We start from the raw sequence: 26,872 nt of genomic DNA, 5'->3' as shown, positions 1-26,872 counted from the left end.
GATTTGTTGTAGCGGTCAAACAGTTGTTTGAAACATACGTTTACGCCCAATCCTTGTCAAGCGCCCAGCGGATGCCGTTTGTCATGACGTAGGTCAACGCCAGGCGCGACGAGGCCTGCAGCGTGATGCCGCACAACGTTTCAACGAGAAGAAGATGGGAGAATCAGGCGGTTGTGGCGAACGGGCTCGCCACAGGAAAAGCACCCGCCATATGGCGAGGGGGGGATCAAGCGTAGGTGTCGATCAACGTGCCGAGCATTTCGTCGGAAGCCTTGGCGACTTTCGCGCCCAGCTCCACCTGAAACTTGCCTTCGGCCAGTTCCACCATATTGCTCGCCGAGTCGGTCGGCTGGCCGCGATTGACCGCCTGCAAGCGATCATTCTGGGCATCCGAAGGCTGGCCGGTGGCGGCACTGGCGATTTTTCCGGCGGCCTGGTCGACGCGGTTCTGCCCGGCCTGAATAGTGCTCAGGCCTGAATAAAACGCACTGCTTCCAGAGATTTCCATGGCGAACCTGCCTTGCAATAAATCGTGAACCCTTATTGAAGCAGACAATCTGGCAAAAGGCCCGTCAATAACACTAATGGCATAATGCCTTATCGCTAGGAAAAACTAATCAAGCAAGTCCAGTTGCAGGTACCCGGCCACTGCTTCCGCCGTGGGCTGCTTGAGCCTTGGCACTCGGCCCAGGCAGGGCGCCGGCAGGCGTTCGGCCAAGGTGGCGAGGTTTTCTTCCAGACGGGAGGTCTTCGGGTCGATGATATTGGCCACCCACCCCGCCAGCGGTAAACCGTCCCGGGCGATGGCTTCGGCGCTCAACAATGCATGATTGATGCAGCCCAGACGCACGCCCACCACCAGGATCACCGGCAGCCCCAAGGCCTTGGCCAGGTCGGACAGGTTGTGCTGATCGGCCAGCGGCACGCGCCAGCCGCCTGCGCCTTCGATCAAGGTGAAGTCCGCGTGTTTATCGAGGATGTGCCGCATTGGCTTGAGCAGCGCTTGCACGGTCAACGCCACACCGGCTTCACGGGCCGCCAGGTGCGGCGCGATGGCGGGCTCGAAGGCCAGTGGATTGACCTCGGCATAAGCCAGCGGCAACGAGCACTCGGCCAGCAAGGCCAGGGCATCGGCGTTGCGCAAGCCACGGGAGGTCACTTCGCAGCCCGAGGCCACCGGCTTGCCGGCAGCCGTGCTCTTGCCCGCTTGCCGTGCGGCATGCAGCAGGCCTGCGGCGACGGTGGTCTTGCCGACATCGGTGTCCGTGCCGGTAATGAAATAGGCGGCGCTCATAATGGTTTCTCCAATACGGCGTACACGACTTGATAGGTTGCCGGCAGCCCCTGGGTCTGGCGAAACTGCTCGTAGGCCTGCACCAGTGCAACAACCCGTGCCCGGCCCGTCAAGCCACCGGGGCGCCCCGGGTTCAGATTGTGCGCGCCCAATGCTTTCAATTCGTGGGTCAGGCTGCGCACATCCGGGTAATGCAACACATGGGCACGTTGCTCCAGGCTGACCACACGCAAGCCACTGTCCGCACACAGCTGTTGATAAGTACTGAACGGGCGGAAGCGATTGACGTGCACCATCCCATCCGCCGCCCGCCAGCTTTCGCGCAGTTCGTCCAGGGTGCCGACGCACAGGCTGGCAAACGCCAGCACACCGCCAGGCTGCAGCACGCGCCGGGCTTCACTGAGCACCGCGGCAAAATCGGCACACCACTGCACTGCCAGGCTGGAGAAGATCAACTCGCAGCTTGCATCCTGTAACGGCAAGCGCTCGGCATCCCCGGCAATAAAGTACTCAGCACCGCCCAATGGCCGGGCGTGATTAAGCATGCCTTCGGCGATATCCAGCGCCAGGCCCTGGCCCTCGGGGAATACACTGTTTAATGCGCGGCTGAAATACCCGGTGCCGCACCCCAGGTCCAGCCAGTGCTGGGGAAGCAAGGCTGGCGGCAGACGGGACAGCAGTTCGCCGCCCACATCACGCTGCAACGCAGCCACGCTGTCATAACTGGCCGCCGCCCTGGAAAACGACGCCGCGACCTGGCGCTTGTCGGGCAAGGCGCCCGGCAGTGGAGGATGGGACAAATCAGTCATCACCGCACTCATGCAAAAAGGCCTGGATCGCCCCCGCCACTCCGTGGGGGTTGTCCAGTAGGAAAGCGTGGCCAGCCTGTTCAATCAGACCGACTTCGACATCTGGCAGCAACTTCAACAACTCAATAGCCGCCTCACAGGGCACCAACTCATCCAGGCCGGCAAACAAATGCAACTGCGGGCCACGAAAGGCCTGCAAGGCCTCGCGAGTATCCAGTTGCGCGAGCAGTTCAAGGCCGGTCATCAGCACACTGGAGGGGGTAGCCGGCGCGCTGCTGACCAGCAAGCGCGCAATGCCCCGTGGGTCTTGCGTGCCCTTGGCGCACAGCAGGCCGAAACGTTTGAGGGTGACTTGTGAGTCGGCATGGCAACCGGCCAGGAATGCATCGAAAGTCTGCGCCTGCATCGCGCTGGGCCAGTCCTCATGCGCCACAAAACATGGGTTGCTGGCCAAAGTCAGCAGGCCGCAGCAGCGCTCGCCACGCCGTGCCGCCAACTCAGAGGCGAGCATCCCGCCCAACGACCAGCCGCCCAGCCAGGCGTTATCGGGCAAGGTGGCGTCGAGTTCGTCGAGCCATTCGTCGAGGTCGCTGCCCGCCAGCGCCGGCAACGGTTCGATAGCTACCCGCAGGTGCTCGTCCAAACCGCGCAAGGCGGCGGCCAAAGGCTCCAGCGGCGAGACACCCAGGCCCCAGCCGGGGAGCAATATCAGTCGATCACGCATGGTCGGACTCCCGGCCTGACAAACGCAAACACGTGTCCAATGCGTCTAACAATAGTCGTACCTGCGCCTCGCTGTGGGCGGCGGTCAAGGTCACGCGCAAGCGCGCGCTGCCGGCCGGCACCGTGGGCGGGCGGATGGCCGTGACCATGATCCCGCGTTCGCGCAGCATCTGAGACAGGCGCATCGCCCGGGCACTGTCGCCAATCATGATTGGCTGGATCGGCGTGAAGCTGTCCATCAGCTCCAGGCCGATCTGCTCGGCGCCCTGGCGGAACTGGCGGATCAGCGTGCGCAGATGCTCGCGTCGCCAGTGCTCGCTGCGCAGCAGCTCCAGACTTTTCAGGGTCGCACAGGCCAGCGCCGGCGGTTGGCTGGTGGTGTAGATGTATGGGCGGGCGAACTGGATCAGGCTTTCGATCAGTTCCTCACTGCCAGCCACAAACGCCCCGGCGGTGCCGAAGGCCTTGCCCAGGGTGCCGACCAACACCGGCACATCCTCCTGGCTCAGGCCGAAATGCTCGACAATCCCGCCCCCCGTGGCGCCCAACGGACCGAAGCCATGGGCGTCATCCACCATCAGCCAGGCGCCCTTGGCCCGGGTTTCGCGGGCCAGCGCCGGCAGGTCCGCCAGGTCGCCGTCCATGCTGAACACACCGTCGGTGACCACCAGGGTATTGCCGCTGGCTTTTTCCAGGCGCTTGGCCAGGCTGAGCGCATCGTTGTGCAGATAGCGATTGAATCGTGCCCCGGAGAGCAAACCCGCATCCAGCAGGGACGCGTGGTTGAGGCGGTCTTCGAGCACCGTATCGCCCTGCCCCACCAATGCGGTGACGGTGCCGAGGTTGGCCATATACCCGGTGGTGAACAGCAAGGCACGCGGGCGCCCGGTGAACTCGGCCAGGGCCTCCTCCAACTCATGATGCGGGGTGCTATGGCCGACCACCAGGTGCGAAGCCCCCCCGCCGACGCCCCAGCGGGAAGCCCCGGCCTGCCAGGCTTCGATGACTTGCGGATGATTGGCCAGGCCCAGGTAGTCGTTATTGCAAAAGGCCAATAGCGGCTTGCCGTCTACCACCACCTGCGGCCCCTGGGGGCTTTGCAGCAGTGGGCGCTGGCGATAGAGATGGTCTGTACGGCGGGCAGCGAGGCGCGCGGCGAGATCGAAAGACATGCTGGCCTCGGTAGATCAGGTTGAACTCGACCCACTGTAGGGGCCGGCTTGCCTGCGATAGCGCAGGGTCAGTCAATACATCAGGTGACTGATAGATCGCTATCCCAGGCAAGCCAGCGCCCACATTTGGATTGCATTCCAATAGGGAGATGGGGGTCAGACGGCGGCGTTGTAGAACTGCTCGCTGCTTTTCTGCTCGACCAACGCCTGCTCAATCGCCGCCTGGTGCACTTCATCGGCATGCTCTTCGCGGGCTTCCGGCAGGATGCCCAAGCGCGAGAACAGTTGCATGTCCTTGTCCGCCTGCGGGTTGGCGGTGGTCAGCAATTTGTCACCGTAGAAAATCGAGTTGGCACCGGCAAAGAACGCCAGGGCCTGCATCTGCTCATTCATTGCCTCGCGGCCGGCGGACAGGCGCACGTGGGATTTCGGCATCAGGATACGCGCCACGGCGAGCATGCGGATAAAGTCGAACGGGTCGATATCCTCGGCATTTTCCAGGGGCGTACCGGCCACCTTGACCAGCATGTTGATCGGCACCGACTCCGGATGCTCCGGCAGGTTGGCCAGTTGGATCAGCAGGTTGGCGCGATCATCCAGGGATTCGCCCATGCCGAGGATGCCGCCCGAGCAGATCTTCATCCCCGAATCACGCACATAAGCCAGGGTTTGCAGGCGCTCGCTGTAGGTGCGGGTGGTGATGATCGAGCCGTAGAACTCCGGCGAGGTGTCCAGGTTGTGGTTGTAGTAGTCGAGGCCGGCCTGGGCCAGGGCCTCGGTCTGGTCCTGGTCGAGACGGCCAAGGGTCATGCAGGTTTCCAGGCCCATGGCCTTCACGCCTTTGACCATCTGCAACACATAAGGCATGTCTTTGGCCGACGGGTGCTTCCAGGCCGCACCCATGCAGAAACGGGTCGAACCGATGGCCTTGGCGCGTGCAGCCTCTTCGAGGACTTTCTGCACTTCCATCAGTTTTTCTTTTTCCAGGCCGGTGTTGTAGTGGCCCGACTGCGGACAATATTTGCAATCTTCCGGGCAGGCACCGGTTTTAATCGACAGCAACGTCGACACCTGCACCCGATTGGCATCGAAATGCGCGCGGTGCACGGTCTGCGCCTGGAACAACAAGTCATTGAACGGCTGGACGAACAGGGCTTTGACTTCGGCCAAAGACCAGTCGTGACGCAGAGTGGCAGTGAGGCTGGCGCTCATGGGCGATTCCTTGTTTATGCTTGGGCAAGCGCTGTGGGCAGGGCAATACCCACAGGCACGACACGGATGCTCGGCATATTTAAGGAAGATTCATGCACTGTCAACCCAGGCACAAACACGAAGTTTACATCTGGTCAAAAAGCAACCAAACCTGCTTGATCTGTGATGAAGCCACCGACTCGCCCTCAACGGTGTGCAACGCCTGCGAACTCGATCTGCCGTGGCTGACGGACGGCTGTCGCGTGTGTGCCCTGCCGCTGCCGATGAGCGGGCTGATCTGCGGCGAATGCCAGCGCTCACCGCCGGCGTTCCATCAGGTGACCGCACCTTGGACCTACGGCTTCCCGGTGGACAGCCTGATCAGCCGCTTCAAGCATCAGGGCAAATGGCCTCTGGGCCATCTGTTGGCCAATCTATTGGGGCAATGTCTGCAAGACGGCTTCGACAACGCCGAACTGACCCGCCCCGACCGCCTGCTTCCCGTACCGATGGCCGCCAAACGCCTGCGCCAGCGCGGCTATAACCAAGCCGCCATGCTCGCCCGCTGGCTAAGCCAAGACCTCGACCTGGCCTTGGATGAACACGTGCTGTTGCGCCCTCAAGACACCATCGCCCAGCAACAATTGGCTGCCAAACAACGCCAGCGCAACTTGCTCAAGGCGTTTGCCCTGGCCCCCGACGCACAGGTGCGCGGCCAGCACCTGGCGCTGGTGGACGATGTGCTGACCACCGGCGCCACCGCCCACAGCCTGGCCCGCCTGCTGCTACACGCCGGCGCGCGCCAGGTCGACGTGTACTGCCTGGCGCGCACGCCCAAGCCCGGCACATGACTTGACTCTGGCGCCGCCTGCCCGCAACGTCCGGTGCATTCCAAATCAGTGTGCAGCCGTTCTCCATGCCTTTACCATCGCTGTTGAGCCAACATATTGTCCGTCGCCCGCAACGCATCGCCTTGCTGCAACACATCGCCGAACAGGGCTCCATCACCCGGGCGGCGAAAAGCGCGGGTTTGAGTTACAAGGCCGCGTGGGACGCCATTGATGAACTGAACAACCTGGCGCAAAAACCGCTGGTCGAACGTAGCGTCGGCGGCAAGGGCGGCGGCGGTGCGCGACTCTCGGCAGAGGGCGAGCGGGTGTTGCGCCTGTATCAGCGCCTGCAAACCCTGCAAGCCCAGGTGCTGGAGGCCGCCGAAGACGCCAGCGACTTCAATCTGCTGGGCCGCCTGATGCTGCGCACCAGTGCGCGTAACCAATTGCATGGCCAGGTGATCGCCATGGATAGCCATGGTCGCAATGACCGGGTGCGCCTGGAGCTGGCTGGCGGCTTGACCCTCGATGCACAGATCACCCACGACAGCACGCTGCGCCTGGAGCTGGAAATCGGCACTGAAGTGGTGGCATTGATCAAGGCCGGTTGGCTGGAGCTGATCGCTGCCGACCAGGCGCCGGTGCCTGGGTTTAACTGCTTTGGCGGCCAGGTCGAGGCGGTTCTTGATGCAGAGGATGGTCCCAGTGAGGTGCGCATTGCCTTGCCCAATGGCCTGGTGCTGTGTGCGCTGGCGGCGCCCGAGCAGCTCAAGGCGCTGGGGGCGGATGAAGGCACGCGGGTTCAGGTGCAGTTTGCGCCGAGCAATGTGCTGTTGGGTACGCCGGTTTAGGCGATCTTTAGGGCCTCATCGCGGGCAAGCCCGCTCCCACATTTGAGCGGTGTACACAGAAACATTGTGTGGGCTTGCCTGCGATAGCAATGGCACACGCGCCACCTATCCAAGGCCCGGTGCGATACCATACCCGGCCGGACGCGGCGACCTGCTGCGCGCAGGAGTTCGCATGGCCCACCCGTTTGAAACATTGACCCCCGATCTGGTTCTCGATGCTGTCGAAAGCATCGGTTTCCTCAGCGATGCTCGCGTATTGGCGCTCAACAGCTACGAAAATCGCGTCTATCAGGTCGGCATCGAAGACTCCGAGCCATTGATCGCCAAGTTCTATCGCCCCCAGCGCTGGACCAACGAGGCGATCCTCGAAGAACACCGCTTTACTTTCGAACTGGCCGAGTGCGAAGTCCCGGTCGTCGCCCCGATGATCCATAACGGTGAAAGCCTGTTCGAACACGCGGGCTTTCGTTTCACCCTGTTCCCCCGTCGTGGCGGCCGGGCGCCGGAGCCGGGCAATCTCGATCAGCTGTACCGCCTCGGGCAGTTGCTCGGGCGCTTGCATGCGGTCGGCGCCACCCGCCCTTTCGAGCACCGCGAAGCCCTGGGCGTGAAGAACTTCGGTCACGACTCCCTGAACACCTTGCTTGAAGGCAATTTCATCCCCAAGAGCCTGTTGCCTGCCTACGAATCCGTGGCCCGTGACCTGCTCAAGCGTGTGGAGGATGTGTACAGCGCCACGCCGCACAAGAACATCCGCATGCATGGCGACTGCCACCCCGGCAACATGATGTGCCGCGACGAGATGTTCCATATCGTCGACCTCGATGACTGTCGCATGGGCCCGGCGGTGCAGGATTTGTGGATGATGCTTGCTGGTGATCGTCAGGAATGCCTGGGGCAGTTGTCGGAACTGATGGATGGCTACCAGGAATTCCACGACTTCGATCCCCGCGAACTGGCGCTGATCGAGCCGCTACGTGCCCTGCGCCTGATGCACTACAGCGCGTGGCTGGCACGGCGCTGGGATGACCCGGCATTTCCGCACAGCTTCCCGTGGTTTGGCAGCGAGCGGTATTGGGGCGACCAGGTGCTGGCGCTGCGCGAGCAATTGTCGGCGCTCAACGAAGAGCCCCTGAAACTGTTCTGACACTGGCCTCGCTGTGGCGAGGGGCTTGTGCCCTCGCCACAAAAAGTCAGCACGCATTTCCTGACAAACATCCTTACAATTGCGGCATTGTTAGCTGCCTAAGCAAGGATTCTGCATGCAAGCCGCCAACCCGCGTCGCGGGTACATTCTGGGCCTGAGTGCCTACGTCATCTGGGGCCTGTTCCCGCTCTACTTCAAAGCCATCGCCAGCGTCCCGGCGGCCGAAATCATCGTCCACCGCGTACTGTGGTCGGCGCTGTTCGGCGGTTTGCTGTTGCTGGTGTGGAAACACCCCGGCTGGTGGCGCGAACTGCGGGACAACCCCAAGCGCCTGGCGATCCTGGCGTTGAGCGGCTCATTGATCGCGGGCAACTGGCTGACCTATGTGTGGTCGGTCAACAGCGGGCGCATGCTGGAGGCCAGCCTGGGTTACTACATCAACCCGCTGGTCAACGTGCTACTGGGCATGCTGCTCCTCGGCGAACGCCTGCGGCGCTTGCAGTGGGTGGCCGTCGGGCTGGCCGCCGTGGGCGTTGCACAACAGGTGTGGCAGGTCGGCAGCTTGCCGTGGGTGTCGCTGGTGCTGGCGCTGACCTTTGGTTTCTATGGTTTGATCCGCAAGCAAGCGCCGGTCAAGGCGCTACCCGGGTTGGTGGTGGAAACCTGGATGCTGGTGCCGATTGCCCTGGCGTGGCTGCTGCTCAACCCCACAGCCCATAGCGCCAACCTGGCATTCTGGAGTACTTCCGAGGCCTGGTGGCTGGTGGCCGCAGGCCCGGTGACATTGATTCCCCTGGTCTGCTTCAACGCTGCGGCACGGCATCTGCCCTACACCACCCTGGGCTTTTTGCAGTACCTGGCGCCGACCCTGGTGCTGCTGCAAGCGGTGCTGTTGTTCGACGAACACATGAGCCCCGCCAGCCTGGTGGCGTTCGTGTTTATCTGGGCCGGGCTGGCGGTGTATAGCGTTGATGCATGGCTGAGCCTGCGCAAACGCTGATCAAATAACGTACAAAACCCTGTAGACCACGGCCGGCGTGGCTTACAGGGTTTCACCCCAAGGTTATCCACAACCTGATCCCCGGCGTTTGTGCACAAGCCGTTGAAATTGCTCGTTTTTTGCTCAATACACTACACGCCACGGCCGGCGTGGCCTGGCGCCGGGTCTCTACAGCTTATCCACAGGCCCATGCAAGATTTAGATGAACAACCCTGTGGACGGTTATTCCTCGCTGCGCAGTTGCAGTTCCACCATCAAATCATCGGCCAGGGTTTCCAGGGCGGCTTGCAGCGTGTCCAGTGCCAGACTGGACGGCACCGCCAACGCGGCCTCGGCGTGAAACAACGGGTCACTGCTCATGGGCGCCGGACGCACGTCGGTGCTCAGGCGTTCCAGGTTGACCCCTTGCTTGCTCAACAGCGCGGTGATCTCGCGCACGATCCCCGGCCGGTCATTGCCCACCAGGGTCATCAGGATCGGTTTGCTCGCCGAGGCTTGCGCGCCGCTGCTCTCGCCCACCAGCACGCGGATGCCATGGGTGGACAGGTCCTCCAGGGCGCTGACCAACTCACTGCGGTTTTCCATCGGCACACTGACCCGCAGGATCCCGGCAAATTGCCCGGCCATATGGGCCATGCGACTTTCCAGCCAGTTGCCGCCGCGCTCGGCAATGCAGTGGGCAACACGTTCGACCACGCCGGGTTTGTCGGCGGCGATCACGGTGAGTACGAGATGGTCCATGGCAACAGCCCTCTTGTTGTGGATTAGCCAGTATAGGCAGATACGGGTATCGGTTGGCTCATGTGGCAGTTGGCTTGCCGGCGATGCGGGTGCTGCGGTGTAGAGGCCATCGCAGGCAAGCCAGCTCCCACATTGATCGCATGGCGGTGAGGAAAAACAAATCGTGTACCATTTTTATATTTATCTGGAACAATCCATTGGTTTTTTGAGAACATCCCATACCCCGCTGTGACCGTACAACCAAAGTGGGTCGCTAAACGACGTATTTAGTCTAATTTTCACAACCGCAACTCATCATGTAGTATGCCTCGGCGCGCACTACATAACGTTAGGTCGATGTCTGCCCAGGCGCCGTCGTAACCCCGAACACCCCGTCAGCAAGCCTTGCGCCGTTGATTGGAACCACCCAGCCGCCGTGATGGCATGTACTGGTGCCGGGTTTGTGGTTTAAATGGCCAGAGGCTTCATTGGTAAATTGAAAAGCTGAAAAGCGAATTAGCTCCGCAGAGTGAGGCAAGCAATGACTGAACACGTTCAAGTCGGTGGCCTGCAGGTCGCCAAAGTCCTGTTCGACTTCGTGAACAACGAAGCCATTCCCGGTACCGGCCTGACCGCCGACCAGTTCTGGGCCGGTGCCGACAAGGTCATCCACGACCTGGCACCGAAGAACAAAGCCCTACTCGCCAAACGCGACGATTTCCAAGCGCGAATCGATACCTGGCACCAGACCCATGCCGGCCAGGCCCACGACGCGGTGGCCTACAAAGCCTTCCTGCAAGATATCGGCTACCTGCTGCCAGAAGCGGCGGATTTCCAGGCGACCACCCAAAACGTCGATGACGAAATCGCCCGCATGGCCGGCCCGCAGCTGGTGGTGCCGGTGATGAATGCGCGGTTCGCCCTCAACGCCTCCAACGCGCGCTGGGGCTCGCTGTACGACGCACTGTATGGCACCGACGCCATCAGCGAAGCCAACGGCGCCGAGAAAGGCCAGGGCTACAACAAGGTGCGTGGCGACAAAGTCATCGCCTTCGCCCGTGCCTTCCTCGACGAAGCCGCACCGCTGACCGCCGGCAGCCACGTTGACTCCACCGGTTACAAGATCGTCGACGGCAAGCTGGTGGTCAGCCTCAAGGGCGGCAGCAACAGCGGCCTGCGCAGCGACGCCCAGTTGATCGGCTACCAGGGCGACGCCGCCCAGCCCATCGCACTCTTGTTGAAGCACAACGGCCTGCATTTCGAAATCCAGGTTGACGCCAGCACCCCGGTCGGCCAGACCGACGACGCCGGCGTCAAAGACATCCTGATGGAAGCCGCGCTGACCACCATCATGGACTGCGAAGACTCCGTTGCCGCCGTCGATGCCGATGACAAAGTGGTGATCTACCGCAACTGGCTCGGCCTGATGAAGGGCGACCTGGCCGAAGAAGTGGCCAAGGGCGGCAAGACCTTCACCCGCACCATGAACGCCGACCGCACCTACACCGGTGTCGATGGTAATGCCGTGACCTTGCATGGTCGTTCGCTGTTGTTCGTGCGCAACGTTGGCCACCTGATGACCATCGACGCGATCCTCGACGCCCAGGGCAATGAAGTGCCCGAAGGCATCCTCGATGGCTTGATCACCAGCCTGGCGGCGATCCACAGCCTCAATGGCAACAACAGCCGCAAGAACAGCCGCACCGGCTCCGTGTACATCGTTAAACCGAAGATGCACGGCCCGGAAGAAGCGGCGTTCACCAACGAGCTGTTCGGCCGCATCGAAGACGTACTGAACCTGCCGCGCAACACCCTCAAGGTCGGGATCATGGACGAGGAGCGCCGTACCACGGTCAACCTCAAGGCCTGCATCAAGGCGGCCAGCGAGCGCGTGGTGTTTATCAACACCGGCTTCCTCGACCGTACCGGCGACGAAATCCACACCTCCATGGAAGCGGGCGCGATGGTGCGCAAAGCTGCCATGAAGGCCGAAAAATGGATCGGCGCCTACGAGAACTGGAACGTCGATATCGGCCTGAGCACCGGCCTGCAAGGCCGTGCGCAGATCGGTAAAGGCATGTGGGCCATGCCCGACCTGATGGCGGCCATGCTCGAGCAGAAAATCGCGCACCCGCTGGCCGGTGCCAACACCGCTTGGGTGCCGTCGCCGACCGCCGCGGCATTGCACGCGCTGCATTACCACAAGGTCGATGTATTCGCCCGCCAGGCCGAACTGGCCAAGCGCGAACGCGCGTCGGTGGACGACATCCTGACCATCCCCCTGGCGCAGAATACCGACTGGTCCGAGGAAGAAATCCGCAACGAACTGGACAACAACGCCCAGGGCATCCTCGGCTATGTGGTGCGCTGGATCGACCAGGGTGTGGGTTGCTCGAAAGTACCAGACATCAACGATGTGGGCCTGATGGAAGACCGCGCCACCCTGCGTATTTCCAGCCAGCACATTGCCAACTGGCTGCGCCATGGCGTGGTCAGCGAAGCCCAGGTCATGGAAAGCCTCAAGCGCATGGCGCCGGTGGTGGATCGGCAGAATGCCGGTGATGCGCTGTACCGCCCGCTGGCACCGGATTTCGACAGCAATATCGCGTTCCAGGCCGCGGTGGAGTTGGTGATTGAAGGGACCAAGCAGCCCAATGGTTATACCGAGCCGGTGCTGCATCGTCGGCGTAGGGAGTTCAAGGCCAAGAATGGTTTGTAACTGGTCATTGAAATGAAAAAGCCCCGGTCCTATGACCGGGGCTTTTTTATGTTGCAAGGCTTAACCTGAAACTACAATCAGGTAACTACCCGACAGCTCCAACTTACTGCCTTGCCCTGAGCCCGTTCCGTCAACCTTCAAGCCGATCAACTGACCGGTATGGTTATTACCGACGACTTTCACAACGATGGTGCCTGCAACTGGATGAGTGAATGTGCTTCCGGTTGCATCTAAATATTCAATTCCAAACTGAGTATGCGTCAGGGTATGAGTCCCGTTCTTCAGGTCCTGCCCGTAATTAATTGTCAGGTGGGTAGTAATATCTGTGTCCATTCTGACCTGGGAAGGGATACCAAAAAACTGATTCGGAGAAAAAACCTCCTGCTGACCATTGATAGAGGCGTGAATATTAGCGCTGTGTTGCGGGTTGTTTTTTTCAGTACTCATAATGAACTCCTGTTCGCGTCATTTAGAGGCGCTGATCCCAAACCAGCTCCCTCCCAACGATTAAACAAGCGCCACTCAAACCGCCGATACTGTGAAATCTGACAGTACTGACCAACGGTAAAAACACCCCCTACTGCGCCATCCCCAGCTCGCGTTTGACCATCTTCGCTAACTTCACGCTATCAATCGGCTTGAGCAAAAAGTCCACCACGCTCAGGTGCATCGCGTCGATCACGTCCGGTGCCTCGGCATCCCCCGACATGATGATGATCGGCAACGCAGCCCGGGTGGACTCGCGTACTTTGCGAATCAGTTCCAGGCCGTTGCTGGGCGCCATGCGCAAATCGGTGATCAACAAACCAATGGATGTGCTGGCATTCAAGAGTTCCCAGGCCGCCTCGCCGCTGTCTGCCGTCATGCAGCGAATGCCATCCAGCCCAAGAATCTCCGCCAACAGTTCACGGGCATCTTTATCGTCATCAACGATCAGTACCCGCTGCGGCGGTAGATCAGGCTCCAGCATCACGGCGCTTAGCGCCTCGCGCTCGGCATCGCTCAAAATATCTTGGTCGGGCATATATTTCTCAGCAGTTGCACTCAATCTCCCAGCACAGAAGTCAGACATCACCGGAAGGGCGAACAATGTGCACTTCGTCGGATAGTTTTCCTAGTGGGCGTTCTACGGGGTCTGGACGATATTCATGTAAGGTTTTTCCCTAGTCATTGAAGGCCGGATAGCTACCTAGACTTACGTCCAATGGGCACCCGCCGCGTGGGGGTCGACCATGAGGGACGATAACGACAAAAAAACTGCGGTCATGGTTATGAGTAAAGCTGATGCTTTCACCCAGGCAGGGAAAACTGCGGTATTGCAGAACATTCACGGCACCCTGCAATTCCTGCAACGCTTCCCTCCGTTCAATCAGATGGAAAACGCCCACCTGGCGTTTCTGGTGGAGCAGTGCCAGTTGCGCTTCTACGGCCCCGGCGAGAGCATTCTCAAACCGTCGGCAGGCCCTGTGGAGCACTTCTACATCGTCAAACAGGGGCGGGTGATCGGCGAGCGGCCGGATTCGGCGCAAACCACCTTCGAAATCACCACCGGCGAATGCTTCCCCCTGGCCGCGCTACTGGGGGAACGGGCGACGCGAACTGAGCACAAGGCCGCCGAAGACACGTTCTGCCTGCAATTGAACAAGCCGGCGTTTATCAAGTTGTTTGCCCTGTCCGGGCCGTTTCGCGACTTTGCCTTGCGTGGGGTCAGCAGCCTGTTGGACCAGGTCAACCAGCAAGTCCAGCAAAAGGCCGTGGAAACCCTCGGCACCCAGTATTCGTTGAACACCCGCCTGGGCGAGCTGGCCATGCGTCACCCCGTGACCTGCAGCCCGCGGACGCCGCTGCGTGAGGCGGTCACACTGATGCATGAGCAGCAGGTCGGCAGCATTGTGGTGGTCGATGAACACAAGGCGCCCCTGGGGATTTTCACCCTGCGTGACCTGCGCCATGTCGTGGCCGAAGGCACCAGCGATTTCACCCAGGCCATCGAACAGCATATGACCCAGGCGCCCTTCTTCCTCAGCCCGGATCACAGCGCCTTCGACGCAGCGATTGCCATGACCGAGCGGCATATCGCCCATGTGTGCCTGGTCAAGGACCGGCGCCTGTGTGGAGTGGTGTCCGAGCGCGATCTGTTTTCCCTGCAACGGGTTGACCTGGTCCACCTGGCACGCACCATCCGCAATGCACCACGGGTGGAAAACCTGGTGGCGATCCGTGGCGAGATCAGCCAATTGGTGGAGCGCATGCTGGCCCACGGCGCGTCCTCGACCCAGATCACCCATATCATCACCCTGCTCAACGATCACACGGTATGCCGGGTCATCGAGCTGAGCATCGCAGACAAGGGCGACCCCGGCGTGCCATTCAGTTGGCTGTGTTTTGGCAGCGAAGGCCGCCGTGAGCAGACGCTGCACACCGACCAGGACAACGGCATCCTGTTCGATGCCCGGGACGCCGCCCACGCCGCCGAGATTCGTGGCCTGCTGTTGCCCCTGGCGCAGCAAATCAATCAAAGCCTGGCGCTGTGCGGTTTCACCCTGTGCAAGGGCAATATCATGGCCGGCAACCCCGAGCTGTGCCTGTCCCGTGCCGAATGGGCCCGGCGCTTTGCCGCATTTATCCGCGAAGCGACGCCAGAGAACCTGCTCAAGTCCAGCATCTATTTCGACCTGCGGGTGGTGTGGGGCGATGAGCAAGGCTGCGAGCAACTGCGCCAGGGCATGCTTGAGCAAGTGGCGGACAATCGCCTGTTCCAACGGATGATGGCCGAGAACGCCTTGCGCCAGCGTCCGCCGGTGGGGCGCTTCCGTGACTTCGTGCTGACGCGTAAAGGCTCGGACAAGGCCACCCTCGACCTCAAGGTGCAGGGCCTCACGCCCTTCGTCGACGGTGCCCGCCTGCTGGCCCTGGCCAATGGCATCGCCACCAACAACACCCTGGAGCGCTTGCGTCAGTTGGTGGATAAAGAGGTGATCGAACGCCTGGACGGCGCGGCCTATGAAGAGGCCTACCACTTTATCCAGCAAACCCGCATGCAGCAGCACCAGTTGCAAACCCGCGAGAACCAGCCCTACTCCAACCGGGTCGACCCCGACAGCCTCAACCACCTGGACCGGCGCATCCTGCGTGAGTCCCTGCGCCAGGCCCAACGCCTGCAAAGCAGCCTGGCCCTGAGGTATCAGCTGTGAGCCTGTTCAGTTGGCTGCGCCCTGCCCGGCCAGGCCTGAATGCCCAGCAACAGGCGCGCCTGCAACAACTGGCTGCCCCCAAGGCACTCGGCGAACACAGTCTGCGCGAGCAGCGCTGGGTGGTACTGGACCTGGAAACCAGCGGCCTGAACCTCAATCGCGACCAGGTGCTGTCGATTGGCGCGGTGGTGATCGAAGACGGCGCCGTCGACTTTTCCCAGCAGTTCGAACGTACCCTGCAACGGGCCGACAACAAAATCAGCCCCAGCGTGCTGATCCATGGCCTGGGCCCCAGTGCGATCGCCGCCGGTTGCGATCCAGCCGAAGCGTTACTGGACTTCATGGACTTTGTCGGCGACAGCCCGCTGCTGGCGTTCCACGCACCATTCGACCAGCACATGCTTGGCCGAGCGCTCAAGGACAGCCTGGGTTATCGCCTGACCCATCCGTTCCTCGACGTGGCAGACCTGGCACCCATGCTGTGCCCCCAGGCGCATATCCGCGAAGCCGGCCTGGATGACTGGATTGCCCATTTCAACCTGCAAGTGGGCGAACGCCATCACGCCAGCGCCGATGCCCTGGCCACCGCAGAATTGATGTTGATTCTATTCAGCCGTGCCCGCCAGCAAGGGCTGGACAGCCCTGCCGCGTTGCAACAACGCCTGAGCCAGTGGAAACGTCGCAAACAAGCCCCTTCCTTCTAACGGCTGCCGCTCAGTTAAGAGAGGCAATCGGTAACCTGTGGCGAGGGAGCTTGCGCCCGTTGGGGCGCGAAGCGGCCCTGAAACGGGAGCAAGCCCCCTCAGCAACATCCGTCCCGCCCGACCAACGCCAATTGCACCCATCCGCCACCTCTGCCACAATCGCGAATAATTCTCGTTAGTTTAAACATCTCGATTGGTGATGCCTTGTCGTCAGCCCAAAGTCCCCACAGTGAGCTTGTTGGCACGTTGTACCGTGACCATCGCGGCTGGCTGCTGGCGTGGCTGCGGCGCAACGTGGCCTGCCCCAGTCGTGCCGAGGACCTGAGCCAGGACACCTTCATGCGCCTGCTGGGCCGTGAAGAACTGCGTGAACCCCGCGAACCCCGGGCGTTTCTGGTGGCTGTCGCCAAGGGCCTGTTGTTCGACTACTTTCGCCGCGCCGCGCTGGAGCAGGCCTACCTCACCGAACTGATGCTGATCCCGGAAAGCGAACAGCCTTCCCCGGAAGAACAGCACCTGATCCTCGAAGACCTCAAAGCCATCGACCGCCTGCTCGGCAAGCTGTCCAGCAAGGCCCGCGCCGCGTTCCTCTATAACCGCCTGGACGGCCTGGGCCACGCCGAAATCGCCCAGCGCCTCGGCGTGTCGGTGCCCCGGGTACGGCAATATCTGGCCCAGGGGATCCGCCAGTGCTACATCGCCCTGTATGGCCAGCCGTTGTGAGCCAGGTCAGTTCCAGACCGGTCAGCGCACGGGTGCTGGATGCGGCGATTGCCTGGCAACTGTCCCTGGACTCCGGGGACAGCAGCGCCGTGGAGCATGAAGCATTCAACAAATGGCTGGCCAGCAGCGAAGAACACGCCCGCGCCTGGCGCCAACTGGGCATGCTCGACCAGCGCTTCAGCGTGGCCAGCGGCCCGGCACGGGCGGCGCTGCTGCAATCGCGCGAAGGCATTCGGCAACGGGTGCGCAAGCTCGGCAGCGGCCTGGCCAGTGTGGTGCTGGTCTGCGGCCTGGCAGTGTTCGCCGGCCAGCGCTACGTGCCGATCAACTACTGGCTGGCCGACCAACGCACCGCCACCGGTGAACAGCGCACGCTGAAACTGGCAGATGGCACCCTGATCAACCTCAACACCCACAGCGCCATTGACGTGCGTTTTGACGAAAAGCGCCGAGTAATCGTGCTGCAGGAAGGTGAGATCTTCGTCGAAACCGGGCACAACGATGGGCGCCCCTTTGTTGTCGAGACCCGCGACGGCAGCCTGCGCGCCCTGGGTACGCGGTTTATCGTCAAGCGCGAGGACGATGGCACGCGGCTCAGCGTGTTGCAGTCGGCGGTTGCGGCGCAGCCCGAGGCGTTGCACCAGGAGCAGGTGTTCAAGGAAGGCCAGCAAGTGCTGATGCGCCGTAACAGCCTCGGCCCGTCGCTGGCCGTAACCCCCGGCGCCGACGCCTGGACCCGCGGCATGCTGGTGGTGGACAACGCGCGGCTGGGGGATGTGGTCGAGGAACTGGCGCGCTACCGCACCGGCTACCTGGGTGTGGATAAAAACGTCGCCGACCTGCGCATCACCGGCAGCTTCCCGCTGCACGACACCACGCTGGCGCTTAACGCGCTGCTGCCGACCCTGCCGGTGCAGATCGAGCAACATACGCCGTGGTGGATTAACGTGGCCGCCAGGCCCGTGCCAGACGGTTCCGTTAGCAATAATTGAATAAAGGCAATGTCGAAAACAAAGCCCTCTGCGCCCCCGCTGCCGAGGCGCTGGTCGCTGAATGCCGACTGCGCTGCGGGGTGGCCGGTGCACTCAACCTCAATCGCTTCGCCGACTGCAAAAGCTACGAAGAGCGCGTGAGCATTCACAGATTTATTTTCACTTGGCCCTATCACTTTTTGATTCTCGTCCGGCACCTAGGCAATTGAGAAATATTTCCATTCCGGAGCCGCCCTATGTCCCGCACATTAGACACCTTGTTGCGCCCCAGCCTGCTAGCCGTGGCCATCGCCCTCAGCGCCCCGCTGACCAGCACCTCGCTGTTCGCCGCCGAACAGGCGTCCAGTGTGCGCGCCTACAACCTGCCGGCTGCGCCATTGGCCAGCACCCTGAACCAGATCGCCAGCCAGGCCGGCCTCCCCCTGACCCTCAGCCCGGCACTGGCCGCCGGCAAGACCTCGGCCCCGGTCAAGGGCCAGTTCGATGCACCGGGCGCACTGCGCGAGGCCCTGCGTGGGACGGGGTTGCAGTTGGAGCAGAGCAGCGCAGGCACTTACACCCTGGTGGCAATTCCAGAGGGTGTGGTGTCGCTGCCGGAGACCAATATCACCGGGCAGGGGAATTACGAGAGCGCGTGGGGGCCGGTGGAGGGTTATGTTGCTACGCGGACGGCGGCGGGGAGCAAGACTGATACGCCGATTGCCGAATTGCCGCGCTCCGTGACAGTGATCACCCGTAAACAAATGGAAGACCGCTCAGTTCTCAACCTCAACGACGCGCTGCGCTATACCGCTGGGGTGCAGAGCAGCGGCTATGGTTCTGACTCGCGCAGCGATTGGTTACTGGTACGCGGTTTTGTACCGACCCAATTCCTCGACGGCCTGCCTTTGCCTAAGGGCAACTATGCCACGCCAAAAGTCGACACTTGGAGCCTGGAGCGTATCGCCGTACTGCGCGGTCCGGCTTCGTCCGTCTACGGCCAGACGCCTCCCGGTGGGTTGCTGGATATGGTCAGCCGTCGTCCACAAGCTGAAAGCAGTCACGAGGTCGAGGTACAAACCGGCACCAATAATCACAAGCAGATCAACTTCGACAGCACCGGGAAAATCGATGACGAGGGACAATTCCTCTACCGTATCGGTGGCGTAGTGCGTGACAGCGATACAGCGGTCGATCACATCCCTGACAAACGCTACAACGTCGCGCCCAGCCTGACATGGAACATCAACGACGACACCAAGCTGACCCTGCTCTCGCAGTTCACCCGCGATGACACCGGGATCACTGGTCAGTTCTTGCCGCTACAGGGCACCAAATTGTCTTCGCCTGCCGGCAAAATCTCCCACCACAAGAACCTCGGTGATCCGGACTGGGAATTCTACGACCGCACTTACTATGCGCTCGGCTATGCCTTTGAAACTCGTCTGAACGACACCTGGCAGTTCCGCCAAAACCTGCGCTATACCAAAAATGACCTGTCGTTCCAGGGCATCACTGCAGGTGGCAGTTTTTGGCCAAACGGGCCTGAGTTGGCCGTAGACGCCGATGGCAACGTGAGACGCTCAGCCGGCAAAGTCGATGAAAACATCGGGCAGTTTGCCGTCGACAACAACTTCCAGGCCGACTTCCAGACCGGTGCGGTAAGCCACACCTTGCTGCTGGGCCTGGACCACCAGCGCTCTGATGCCGATGCGCGCTGGTTATGGGGTTCCGCCGGTGTTCCAACCATCAACTTCAATCGACCGGTGTATGGGCAGGACTTCTCCAAAGTCCAATACTTCACCATGTATGACTACACCCAAAAGACCCAGCAAACCGGCCTGTACGTACAGGATCAAATGGCTCTCGACAACTGGCGCCTGACTCTCGGCGGGCGTGAAGACTGGGTGCACACCGGCACCACGTTCCACAACCAGAACGACGCCACCAACACCCAGCGTGACAAAAACTTCAGCGGTAACGCGGCACTAAGCTATGTGTTCGACAATGGCGTCACTCCATACCTCTCCTACGCAGAATCGTTCCAAGCGGGCTCGGGGACACAAGTACTCAGCACTGGTGCATTCAAACCCACCAAAGGCAAACAGTACGAAGCAGGAATCAAATACCAGCCACCTGGTACCAAGGCTCTATTGACCGCAGCCGTCTTCGATCTAACACAGACAAACACTTCAGTGACTGAGGGCGGTATCACTCGCCAAGTGGGCGAGGTACGTGTGCGCGGCCTGGAGCTGGAAGCCAGCGCCGACGTCACCGAAAGCCTCAAGCTCGTAGGCTCGTACACCTATAACGACAGCGAAATCACCAAGGGCGCTGCCGGAGAAAAAGGCAACCGCATGAATCAGGTACCTCGTAACCAAGCCACCGCCTGGGCTGACTACACCTGGCACAGCGGTCCGCTCGACGGCTTTGGCGTTGGTGCAGGCGTGCGTTATGTCGGCGATACCTACGGCAACGCTGCCAATACCGACTGGGGCCATGTGGGCTCCTATACGGTGTACGACGCCTCAGCCCATTACGATCTCGGCCGCGTAAGCAGCTCTCTGAAAGGTGTCACCGTGGCGGTCGATGCCAAGAACATCTTCAACAAGGACTACCTCGCCACCTGCGATGGTTTCTACTGCTACTACGGCGACCAACGTAACGTCGTCGCCAGCGTGAACTACAAATTCTAAGACGGTTAAAGACCGCAGATGAAGGGCCGCCTCAATGGCGGCCCTTCTGCCTTTTGGAGCCGTGATGAAAAGCACAACCATCCGCCGCTGGTCCTTCATCCACACCTGGACCAGCCTGATCTGCACCGTGTTCCTGCTGATGCTGGCGCTGACCGGCTTGCCGTTGATCTTTCACCACGAGATCGATCACCTGCTGGGCAACGAACCCGAGCTCAAGCAGATGCCGGCCGATACTCCGCAGCTCAACCTTGAGCAACTGGTGTCCAAGGCCCAGGCCCATCGCCCGGGCGAAGCCATGCAGTACCTGGCCTGGGATGAGGACGACAAGAACGGGGTGGTTGCGATCATGGCGGCCACCGCCGGCACCGAGCCCAATTCGTCCCACACCTTTATGCTCGATGCGCGCACCGGGGAAAGCGTGGAGATGCCGTCGGCCAATGGCGGCTTGACGATGTTCCTGCTGCGCCTGCATGTGGATATGTTCGCCGGCCTGCCGGGCAAGTTGCTGCTGGCCTTTATGGGCGTGCTGTTTGTGCTGGCGATTGTTTCCGGCACGGTGTTGTACCTGCCCTTTATGCGGCGCTTGAAGTTCGCCACGGTGCGCCAGGACAAGTCCACGCGCCTGCGCTGGCTGGACCTGCATAACCTGATCGGCGTCGTCACCCTGACCTGGGCCCTGGTGGTGGGCGTCACCGGGGTGATCAGCGCCAGTGCCGACTTGATCATCGCCGCATGGCGCAGTGACAGCCTCACCGCGATGATCGAACCCTATAAGAACGCGCCACCGCTGACCTCGCGGGCGCCGGCCACCGACCTGCTGAAGATTGCTGAGCAGGCCGCGCCGGGCATGACCCCAGACTTTATTGCGTTCCCCGGTACGCGCTTTTCCAGCGAGCACCATTACGCAGTGTTTATGAAAGGTAGCACGCACCTGACCTCGCACCTGCTGACCCCGGTGCTGATCGACGCCAGCGACCTGAGCGTCACCGCCGTGGCCGGGCGGCCGTGGTACATGGACGCCATGGGCATGTCCCAGCCCCTGCACTTTGGCGACTATGGCGGCATGCCGATGAAAATCCTCTGGGCGGTGCTGGATGTGCTGACCATCATCGTGCTGGGCAGCGGCGTATACCTGTGGCTGGTGCGGCGCAAGGCGGCCAAGCCATGAGGCCAAGGCAATCGAATTTCTGGAAGGTGTTCGGGGTGCCGCTGGGGATCGGGCTGCTCAGTGCTGCCGGACTGTTTGCGGCGTTGCTGGGGGATGGGGGTTGGGATTCCCTGAGCTGGGTTGGGCTGGGGATCCCGGCGGCAATCGGTGTCTGGGGGTTGCTGCGGCGACCGTGAGGACGCCATCGCAGGCAAGCCAGCTCCCACAGTTGACGGTGTTCACACATCAAAATGTGTGTGGGTTGGTCTGGGGGTTGCTGCGGCGGCCGTAAGGGCGCCATCGCAGGCAAGCCAGCTCCCACAGTTGACGGTGTTCACACATCAAAATGTGTGTGGGTTGGTCTGGGGGTTGCTGCGGCGACCGTGAGGGCGCCATCGCAGGCAAGCCAGCTGCCACAGCTGGCAGTGTTCACACATCAAAATGTGTGTGGGTTGGTCTGGGGGTTGCTGCGGCGACCGTGAGGACGCCATCGCAGGCAAGCCAGCTGCCACAGTTGGCAGTGTTCACACATCAAAATGTGGGAGCTGGCTTGCCTGCGATGAGGCCCGCAAAAACAACCAAGATCCCCCTCGCCAGTCACCTCGCAACTGTCTAGTCTATGGCCGACCCTTTCCGAGGATTGCCCATGTTCGCGCCCAGCATGACCTTGTTCCACAACCCTGCCTCGCCGTTTGTCCGCAAAGTCCTGGTGCTGCTCCACGAAACCGGCCAGCAAGACCGCGTTGTCCTGGAGACTGTGCTGGTCACGCCGGTCAACCCGATCACCGCGTTGAACGAGGGCAATCCGCTGGGCAAGATCCCGGCCCTGCGCCTGGCCGATGGCAATGTGTTGCACGACAGCCGGGTGATCCTCGACTACTTCGACCACCAGCATGTCGGCAACCCGCTGATCCCCCGGGACGGTTCGGCCCGCTGGCGCCGCCTGACCCTGGCCTCGATGGCCGACGGGATCATGGACGCGGCCGTATTGGTACGCTATGAAACCGCCATGCGCCCGGCCGACAAACACTGGGATAGCTGGCTGCAGGAGCAGCGCAACAAAATCCGCCGCGCCCTGGCCGAATTGGAACAGGACGCTATCGCTGAACTGGCCAGCCATTTCGACATCGCCGCGATCAGCGTCGCCTGCGCCCTGGCGTATGTGGACTTCCGCCACCCCGACCTGCAGTGGCGTTCAAGCAATCCCAAACTGGCCGCCTGGTACGCCGAGGTCAGTCAGCGGCCGTCAATGTTGGCGACCCAGCCGCCGGCCTGATTCCTGTAGCAACCCGTTATGGGTGGCAAGCGAGGCTTGTTGTGGCGAGGGGACAAGCCTCCTCGCCACAACAAGGCCATTAGCCACAAAGGTGTCGCGCCACTCCGGAAACAGCGCGTTAATTTTCCCCACCAGTTGTGCCTTCTCCCGCTGATCCTCCCGTAGCCCGATCATTGCATCACCTCCAACTCGGCCGCCTTACGCTTGCCCACCCCATACCAGTCCAGTTTGCGTGTCAGCACCATCACCGTACCCAGCAGCCCGAACAGCAACAGCGAGCCCATCAACAGCGCGTAGTCCTCGGCACTCAACAACCCGTACAGCAAGCCATACAGTGCCGCCAACCCCGTCGAAAACCCCAGCCCATGGGCCACGCTGCGCAGCACATGGCACACGTAAAAACCGATCAACAACACACAGGCACTGGCCGAGATCAGGTACGCCAGGGCAAAGCCGATATGCTCGGACAACGACAGCAACAGCAAGTAGAAAAACGCCAGGGCCACCCCCACCAACGCATACTGGATCGGGTGCACCGCCAGGCTCTTGAGCACTTCAAACAGGAAGAAACCGGCGAACGTCAGGGCGATGAACAGCAGCGCATATTTGATCGCGCGGTCGCTCTTGAGGTACTGGTCCACCGGGTCGATAAAGTTCACGCCAAAGCTACGTTCGTTGAAGTCCTCGCAGCGACTGCCAACCACACAGCCGTACAACGATTCCTCAAGGTTGGTGGAGAAGAACGAGGTCTGCCAGTTGGCGCTGAAGCCTTGGTCGTTGATCTCACGCTGCGCCGGCAGGAAGTTGCCGACAAAGCTCGGATGGGGCCAGTTGGAGGCCAGCTTGACCTTGCTGGTCTTGCCCACCGGCAGTACCTGCAGTTGTTCGGTGCCCTGCAGGCGCAGGTCGAAGGCAAAATCCAGCGGCGCGGGGTTCTTACTGTCCTGGGTCGGCAACATCACGTGTACGCCAGCGCCGAGAAAGCTCACTTGGGTGCCTGGGGCAAACTCCAGGCGCTGGCTGCCCAGCTCCAGTTTCAGGGCGTTTTCAATGCCGCGGATATCGCTGATACCGACCGCCAAAAATGCCTGGCCAAACTTGTAATCGGCAAAGTCCTCCTTGATGCCCATTTGCGCCGGCAGCACAAAGCGGCCGCTGATGCGGTTGTCGGCATGGAACAGCCGCGCCTGGTAGATTCCTCGCGCCCGCAGTTCGGTTTGCACCTGCCCATCGAGCTCGAACTGCTCCGGCAGGAAGTACAGGCGGCCCTGTTCTTCGCTGAGCACTTCATAGCGTTTGTTGAGTTTTTCGTTGAGCTTCCACTCACGCACGGTCTTGCGAAACGGCACCACCATCAATGGCCCGCTGACCTGCTGGCTGTAGCTGGAGCTGCGGGCAATGTCCATCACGACGCCGTCGCGCAGTTCCTGGCGCTCGTTGATGATGCCGTTGATCATCAGCAACGGAATCAGCAATAGCAGGATCAGCAGCGCGATGGCGCCCAGTTTGAATAGCAGACTGCGGTTCATGGGTCTCTCCCTGTTTTGATGGGGAGAGTCTGGCGGCAGCCTGTGGGGGATTTATGAGGGCAATGTGGAGACTGTGTGGAGATGCAGCACCACTTCCACGCCACCCGGCACGTTGCCAATCTGCAATGAGCCGCCGTGCAGCTTCATCACTTCTTCGACAAAGTTCAGGCCCAGGCCGGTGCTTTTGCGGCCACTGACCGGGCGCGGCAGGGAATAGAAACGCTCGCTCAGGCGTGGCAGGGCGTATTCGGGGATCGGTTCGGCCTGGTTGAACAGGCGCACATCCACAGCATGATGCCGCACCTGGGCGCTGAAACGCAGCGTGCCGCCGGGCGGGGTAAAGTCCAGGGCATTTTCCAGCAGATTGCCCAGGGCCTGGCGCAGCAGAAACGGCTCGCCAAACAGCTTTACGTCGGCTTCGATCAGACGTTCGACCTGCAACCCGGCCTGCTCGATCCGCGCGCATTGTGCCTTGAGGACCTCATCGACCAAGGCGGCCAACGGTACCGAAATCTGCTGCTCCAAGCCCTGGCGCTGCTCGACCTGGGCCAGGTTCAGCAGGCGTTCGATCAACTGCTGCAAGCGCGCACTTTCACTGGCGATATTGCCGACGAACCGCTGCTGCTGGGCGACTGTCATTTCCCCCTGCAACAGTTCCGCCGCGCCGCGAATCGCCGCCAACGGGCTTTTCAGTTCGTGGGTCAGGGTGTGCACATAACGCTCGACATAGGCCTTGCCTTCCAGTTGCGTGCGCATGTGCTCCACAGCGGTGGATAACTGCGCCAACTCGCCGCCACGATAATGCGGCAACTCGGCGCGACGCCCTTCGCTGACCGCCTGGGCATAAGTGGTCAGGCGCCGTAGCGCCGCGCTCAACCACCAGGACAACAGGGCCCCCAACAGCAAGCCCAGCGCCACCAGACCGGCGCCGTACCACAGCAGACGGCGTTCGGTACGGTCGACATAAGGCTGCAGCGAGCTGTTGGGCTTGGCCACCGTGACCACGCCAATGATCTGCCCGTTATCGCGGATCGGCGCGCCCACGTGCATCACCGAGGACGCCGGGTCATCGGCATCGCTGCGGGTCGAGCGGGCGCCGTACTCACCGCGCAGGGTCAGGTACACATCGTTCCATTTCGAGTAGTCCTGGCCCACCGCCGTACCGCTGGAATCCAGCAACACGACACCCTTGGCGTCCGTCACATAGATGCGGTGGTTGACCTGGTTTTTCGCCAGGCCCCAGATGGTTGCCCCCGGCTGGCGCTCGCCGTAGGCCTTGAGCACGGTGGGCCAGTGGCTTTGGCCAAGGGTGCCGTTCTTCACATCATCACGCAGGATTTCCGCCAGCAGGTTGGCGGTGTCCACAAGGGTTTCTTCAGTGGACTGACGCACGCCGGGGCGGATTTCCTTCATGACGGTGTTGAGCACAAAGTAACCGGTCAGGCCGATAAACAGCGCATACACCAGGAAAATCCGCAGCCCCAGGCGCATCAGGCGTGGCTCGGGCTGTAGCTGTAGCCCAGGCCGCGATGGGTCTGGATCGGCTCGGCCTCGGCAACCACGCCCCGCAGCTTGCTGCGCAGGCTTTTGATATGGCTGTCGATATTGCGCTCGTAGCCAGCATCGGCCGCCACGCCGACCGCATCCAGCAACTGCTCGCGACTGAACACCCGTTCGGGCTGTTCCAGCAGGCAATTGAGCAGGCGGAATTCATGGCGAGTCAGGCCCAGCAACTGGCCGCGATACTGGATCTGCACCCGCTCGTGGTCTACCTGGAACAGCCCGCCGCTGGCCGGCACTGCCACTGGCGCCACGCGCTTGAGGATCGCCTTGACCCGCGCCGCCACTTCCCGTGGGCTGAAGGGTTTGACCACATAGTCGTCGGCGCCGATTTCCAGGCCCACCACGCGGTCGATCTCGCCGTCGCGGGCACTGAGGAACATCACCGGCACTTCGCTGAAGCGGCGCAGTTGCTTGCAGGTTTCAAAGCCGCTGATGTCCGGCAGGCCGATGTCGAGGATCAGCATATCGGCCGGGGTCTGCCGCTGATGCTCCAGCGCGGCCTGGCCGAGGGTCAGCCAGGTGGTGGTGAAGCCTTCGCCCTGCAGGGCAAAAATCAGCGTATCGGCTATCGCCGCTTCGTCTTCGACAATCAGGATATGGGGCATGGCGTCCG

General features: G+C 61.5%; 25 protein-coding genes. 13 read left to right on the top strand and 12 right to left on the bottom strand.

The features are described 5' to 3' along the window. Window positions 1–226: 226 nt before the first annotated feature. The 6 genes from HBR93_RS08835 to bioB all read right to left on the bottom strand — a co-directional run bounded on the left by HBR93_RS08835 (window position 227) and on the right by bioB (window position 5,210). Window positions 227–508 (bottom strand): hypothetical protein, encoded by a 282-nt coding sequence (locus tag HBR93_RS08835; protein ID WP_057960810.1) that lies wholly within the window; start codon window positions 506–508, stop codon window positions 227–229. A gap of 105 nt (window positions 509–613) precedes the next feature. Further along, entirely contained in the window at window positions 614–1,294 is a 681-nt protein-coding gene (gene bioD, locus HBR93_RS08830) for a dethiobiotin synthase (protein ID WP_057440293.1), read from the bottom strand. Next, a complete protein-coding gene (gene bioC / locus HBR93_RS08825; protein WP_057444307.1) occupies window positions 1,291–2,103 on the bottom strand; it encodes a malonyl-ACP O-methyltransferase BioC in 813 nt (270 codons plus the stop codon). Before bioC ends, bioD begins: the two co-directional genes overlap by 4 nt. Beyond that, a complete protein-coding gene (locus HBR93_RS08820) occupies window positions 2,096–2,827 on the bottom strand; it encodes an alpha/beta fold hydrolase (RefSeq protein ID WP_169960139.1) in 732 nt (243 codons plus the stop codon). Before HBR93_RS08820 ends, bioC begins: the two co-directional genes overlap by 8 nt. Further along, complete coding sequence (gene bioF, locus HBR93_RS08815; RefSeq protein ID WP_057960813.1) at window positions 2,820–3,998, bottom strand: 8-amino-7-oxononanoate synthase; 1,179 nt, start codon at window positions 3,996–3,998, stop codon at window positions 2,820–2,822. Before bioF ends, HBR93_RS08820 begins: the two co-directional genes overlap by 8 nt. 156 nt (window positions 3,999–4,154) lie before the next feature. Then, window positions 4,155–5,210, bottom strand: a complete 1,056-nt coding sequence (bioB, locus tag HBR93_RS08810; RefSeq protein WP_057440290.1) for a biotin synthase BioB — start codon at window positions 5,208–5,210, stop codon at window positions 4,155–4,157. Between the two features lie 92 nt (window positions 5,211–5,302). Here bioB and HBR93_RS08805 point away from each other — a divergent pair, with 92 nt between their 5' ends. The 4 genes from HBR93_RS08805 (at window position 5,303) to rarD (ending at window position 9,017) form a co-directional block, all read left to right on the top strand. Next, window positions 5,303–6,040 (top strand): ComF family protein, encoded by a 738-nt coding sequence (locus HBR93_RS08805; RefSeq protein ID WP_169960138.1) that lies wholly within the window; start codon window positions 5,303–5,305, stop codon window positions 6,038–6,040. A gap of 65 nt (window positions 6,041–6,105) precedes the next feature. After that, entirely contained in the window at window positions 6,106–6,870 is a 765-nt protein-coding gene (locus HBR93_RS08800) for a TOBE domain-containing protein (RefSeq protein WP_169960137.1), read from the top strand. Window positions 6,871–7,042: 172 nt separating this feature from the next. Then, entirely contained in the window at window positions 7,043–8,017 is a 975-nt protein-coding gene (locus HBR93_RS08795; RefSeq protein ID WP_032858595.1) for a serine/threonine protein kinase, read from the top strand. Between the two features lie 115 nt (window positions 8,018–8,132). Further along, window positions 8,133–9,017 carry an EamA family transporter RarD gene (gene rarD / locus HBR93_RS08790; protein ID WP_057960816.1) on the top strand — a complete coding sequence of 295 codons (885 nt, stop codon included), beginning with the start codon at window positions 8,133–8,135 and terminating at the stop codon, window positions 9,015–9,017. 222 nt (window positions 9,018–9,239) lie between these two features. Here the strand turns inward: rarD and HBR93_RS08785 are convergent, their stop codons facing one another. After that, a complete protein-coding gene (locus HBR93_RS08785) occupies window positions 9,240–9,758 on the bottom strand; it encodes an ACT domain-containing protein (RefSeq protein WP_057440288.1) in 519 nt (172 codons plus the stop codon). Between the two features lie 520 nt (window positions 9,759–10,278). Here HBR93_RS08785 and HBR93_RS08780 point away from each other — a divergent pair. Next, the gene (locus HBR93_RS08780) at window positions 10,279–12,456 is read left to right on the top strand and encodes a malate synthase G (protein ID WP_169960136.1); all 2,178 of its coding nucleotides are present in this window, start codon (window positions 10,279–10,281) and stop codon (window positions 12,454–12,456) included. Window positions 12,457–12,516: 60 nt separating this feature from the next. On the opposite strand, the gene HBR93_RS08775 is transcribed toward HBR93_RS08780, so the two are convergent. Further along, complete coding sequence (locus HBR93_RS08775) at window positions 12,517–12,903, bottom strand: hypothetical protein (protein ID WP_057960818.1); 387 nt, start codon at window positions 12,901–12,903, stop codon at window positions 12,517–12,519. 130 nt (window positions 12,904–13,033) lie between these two features. Further along, on the bottom strand, window positions 13,034–13,480 hold the full coding sequence (locus tag HBR93_RS08770) for a response regulator (RefSeq protein WP_057440286.1): 447 nt from the start codon (window positions 13,478–13,480) through the stop codon (window positions 13,034–13,036). Between the two features lie 247 nt (window positions 13,481–13,727). On the opposite strand from HBR93_RS08770, the gene HBR93_RS08765 reads away from it, so the two are divergent. The 8 genes from HBR93_RS08765 (at window position 13,728) to HBR93_RS08730 (ending at window position 23,167) form a co-directional block, all read left to right on the top strand. After that, window positions 13,728–15,650, top strand: coding sequence for a putative nucleotidyltransferase substrate binding domain-containing protein (locus HBR93_RS08765; protein WP_057440285.1), 1,923 nt, complete (start codon window positions 13,728–13,730; stop codon window positions 15,648–15,650). Continuing rightward, window positions 15,647–16,354 (top strand): 3'-5' exonuclease, encoded by a 708-nt coding sequence (locus HBR93_RS08760; RefSeq protein WP_120734256.1) that lies wholly within the window; start codon window positions 15,647–15,649, stop codon window positions 16,352–16,354. Before HBR93_RS08765 ends, HBR93_RS08760 begins: the two co-directional genes overlap by 4 nt. A gap of 204 nt (window positions 16,355–16,558) precedes the next feature. Continuing rightward, window positions 16,559–17,077 (top strand): RNA polymerase sigma factor, encoded by a 519-nt coding sequence (locus HBR93_RS08755; RefSeq protein ID WP_057440283.1) that lies wholly within the window; start codon window positions 16,559–16,561, stop codon window positions 17,075–17,077. After that, on the top strand, window positions 17,074–18,069 hold the full coding sequence (locus HBR93_RS08750; RefSeq protein WP_120734257.1) for a FecR family protein: 996 nt from the start codon (window positions 17,074–17,076) through the stop codon (window positions 18,067–18,069). The genes HBR93_RS08755 and HBR93_RS08750 overlap by 4 nt, the downstream gene beginning before the upstream one ends. Window positions 18,070–18,305: 236 nt before the next feature. Beyond that, on the top strand, window positions 18,306–20,744 hold the full coding sequence (locus HBR93_RS08745) for a TonB-dependent siderophore receptor (protein ID WP_169960135.1): 2,439 nt from the start codon (window positions 18,306–18,308) through the stop codon (window positions 20,742–20,744). A gap of 64 nt (window positions 20,745–20,808) precedes the next feature. Further along, on the top strand, window positions 20,809–21,912 hold the full coding sequence (locus HBR93_RS08740; protein ID WP_169960134.1) for a PepSY-associated TM helix domain-containing protein: 1,104 nt from the start codon (window positions 20,809–20,811) through the stop codon (window positions 21,910–21,912). After that, the gene (locus HBR93_RS08735) at window positions 21,909–22,088 is read left to right on the top strand and encodes a hypothetical protein (protein WP_057960823.1); all 180 of its coding nucleotides are present in this window, start codon (window positions 21,909–21,911) and stop codon (window positions 22,086–22,088) included. The genes HBR93_RS08740 and HBR93_RS08735 overlap by 4 nt, the downstream gene beginning before the upstream one ends. 449 nt (window positions 22,089–22,537) lie before the next feature. Further along, entirely contained in the window at window positions 22,538–23,167 is a 630-nt protein-coding gene (locus HBR93_RS08730; RefSeq protein ID WP_057440279.1) for a glutathione S-transferase, read from the top strand. Window positions 23,168–23,337: 170 nt separating this feature from the next. Here the strand turns inward: HBR93_RS08730 and creD are convergent, their stop codons facing one another. Genes creD through creB form a run of 3 tightly spaced genes read right to left on the bottom strand, consistent with a single transcriptional unit; the run spans window position 23,338 to window position 26,864 of the window. After that, window positions 23,338–24,696 (bottom strand): cell envelope integrity protein CreD, encoded by a 1,359-nt coding sequence (gene creD, locus HBR93_RS08725; RefSeq protein WP_057440277.1) that lies wholly within the window; start codon window positions 24,694–24,696, stop codon window positions 23,338–23,340. Window positions 24,697–24,747: 51 nt separating this feature from the next. Beyond that, complete coding sequence (creC, locus tag HBR93_RS08720; protein WP_115129161.1) at window positions 24,748–26,187, bottom strand: two-component system sensor histidine kinase CreC; 1,440 nt, start codon at window positions 26,185–26,187, stop codon at window positions 24,748–24,750. After that, the gene (gene creB, locus HBR93_RS08715; RefSeq protein ID WP_057440276.1) at window positions 26,187–26,864 is read right to left on the bottom strand and encodes a two-component system response regulator CreB; all 678 of its coding nucleotides are present in this window, start codon (window positions 26,862–26,864) and stop codon (window positions 26,187–26,189) included. Before creB ends, creC begins: the two co-directional genes overlap by 1 nt. Window positions 26,865–26,872: the final 8 nt, after the last annotated feature.

This window comes from Pseudomonas sp. WS 5411 (genome assembly GCF_012985595.1).
Classification (GTDB): domain Bacteria; phylum Pseudomonadota; class Gammaproteobacteria; order Pseudomonadales; family Pseudomonadaceae; genus Aquipseudomonas; species Aquipseudomonas shahriarae.
This window is presented reverse-complemented; position numbering and strand designations above follow the sequence as displayed.

Excerpts from the sequence above, each read along its gene's own strand:
- HBR93_RS08785 (WP_057440288.1), bottom strand. The coding sequence starts at position 9,758 with ATGGACCATCTCGTACTCACCGTGATCGCCGCCGACAAACCCGGCGTG.
- creB (WP_057440276.1), bottom strand. The coding sequence starts at position 26,864 with ATGCCCCATATCCTGATTGTCGAAGACGAAGCGGCGATAGCCGATACG.
- HBR93_RS08730 (WP_057440279.1), top strand. The coding sequence starts at position 22,538 with ATGTTCGCGCCCAGCATGACCTTGTTCCACAACCCTGCCTCGCCGTTT.
- HBR93_RS08795 (WP_032858595.1), top strand. The coding sequence starts at position 7,043 with ATGGCCCACCCGTTTGAAACATTGACCCCCGATCTGGTTCTCGATGCT.
- HBR93_RS08800 (WP_169960137.1), top strand. The coding sequence starts at position 6,106 with ATGCCTTTACCATCGCTGTTGAGCCAACATATTGTCCGTCGCCCGCAA.
- rarD (WP_057960816.1), top strand. The coding sequence starts at position 8,133 with ATGCAAGCCGCCAACCCGCGTCGCGGGTACATTCTGGGCCTGAGTGCC.
- HBR93_RS08805 (WP_169960138.1), top strand. The coding sequence starts at position 5,303 with ATGCACTGTCAACCCAGGCACAAACACGAAGTTTACATCTGGTCAAAA.
- creC (WP_115129161.1), bottom strand. The coding sequence starts at position 26,187 with ATGCGCCTGGGGCTGCGGATTTTCCTGGTGTATGCGCTGTTTATCGGC.
- HBR93_RS08770 (WP_057440286.1), bottom strand. The coding sequence starts at position 13,480 with ATGCCCGACCAAGATATTTTGAGCGATGCCGAGCGCGAGGCGCTAAGC.
- HBR93_RS08745 (WP_169960135.1), top strand. The coding sequence starts at position 18,306 with ATGTCCCGCACATTAGACACCTTGTTGCGCCCCAGCCTGCTAGCCGTG.
- HBR93_RS08765 (WP_057440285.1), top strand. The coding sequence starts at position 13,728 with ATGAGTAAAGCTGATGCTTTCACCCAGGCAGGGAAAACTGCGGTATTG.
- creD (WP_057440277.1), bottom strand. The coding sequence starts at position 24,696 with ATGAACCGCAGTCTGCTATTCAAACTGGGCGCCATCGCGCTGCTGATC.
- HBR93_RS08820 (WP_169960139.1), bottom strand. The coding sequence starts at position 2,827 with ATGCGTGATCGACTGATATTGCTCCCCGGCTGGGGCCTGGGTGTCTCG.
- bioC (WP_057444307.1), bottom strand. The coding sequence starts at position 2,103 with ATGACTGATTTGTCCCATCCTCCACTGCCGGGCGCCTTGCCCGACAAG.
- bioB (WP_057440290.1), bottom strand. The coding sequence starts at position 5,210 with ATGAGCGCCAGCCTCACTGCCACTCTGCGTCACGACTGGTCTTTGGCC.
- HBR93_RS08735 (WP_057960823.1), top strand. The coding sequence starts at position 21,909 with ATGAGGCCAAGGCAATCGAATTTCTGGAAGGTGTTCGGGGTGCCGCTG.
- HBR93_RS08775 (WP_057960818.1), bottom strand. The coding sequence starts at position 12,903 with ATGAGTACTGAAAAAAACAACCCGCAACACAGCGCTAATATTCACGCC.
- HBR93_RS08780 (WP_169960136.1), top strand. The coding sequence starts at position 10,279 with ATGACTGAACACGTTCAAGTCGGTGGCCTGCAGGTCGCCAAAGTCCTG.
- HBR93_RS08835 (WP_057960810.1), bottom strand. The coding sequence starts at position 508 with ATGGAAATCTCTGGAAGCAGTGCGTTTTATTCAGGCCTGAGCACTATT.
- HBR93_RS08740 (WP_169960134.1), top strand. The coding sequence starts at position 20,809 with ATGAAAAGCACAACCATCCGCCGCTGGTCCTTCATCCACACCTGGACC.
- bioF (WP_057960813.1), bottom strand. The coding sequence starts at position 3,998 with ATGTCTTTCGATCTCGCCGCGCGCCTCGCTGCCCGCCGTACAGACCAT.
- bioD (WP_057440293.1), bottom strand. The coding sequence starts at position 1,294 with ATGAGCGCCGCCTATTTCATTACCGGCACGGACACCGATGTCGGCAAG.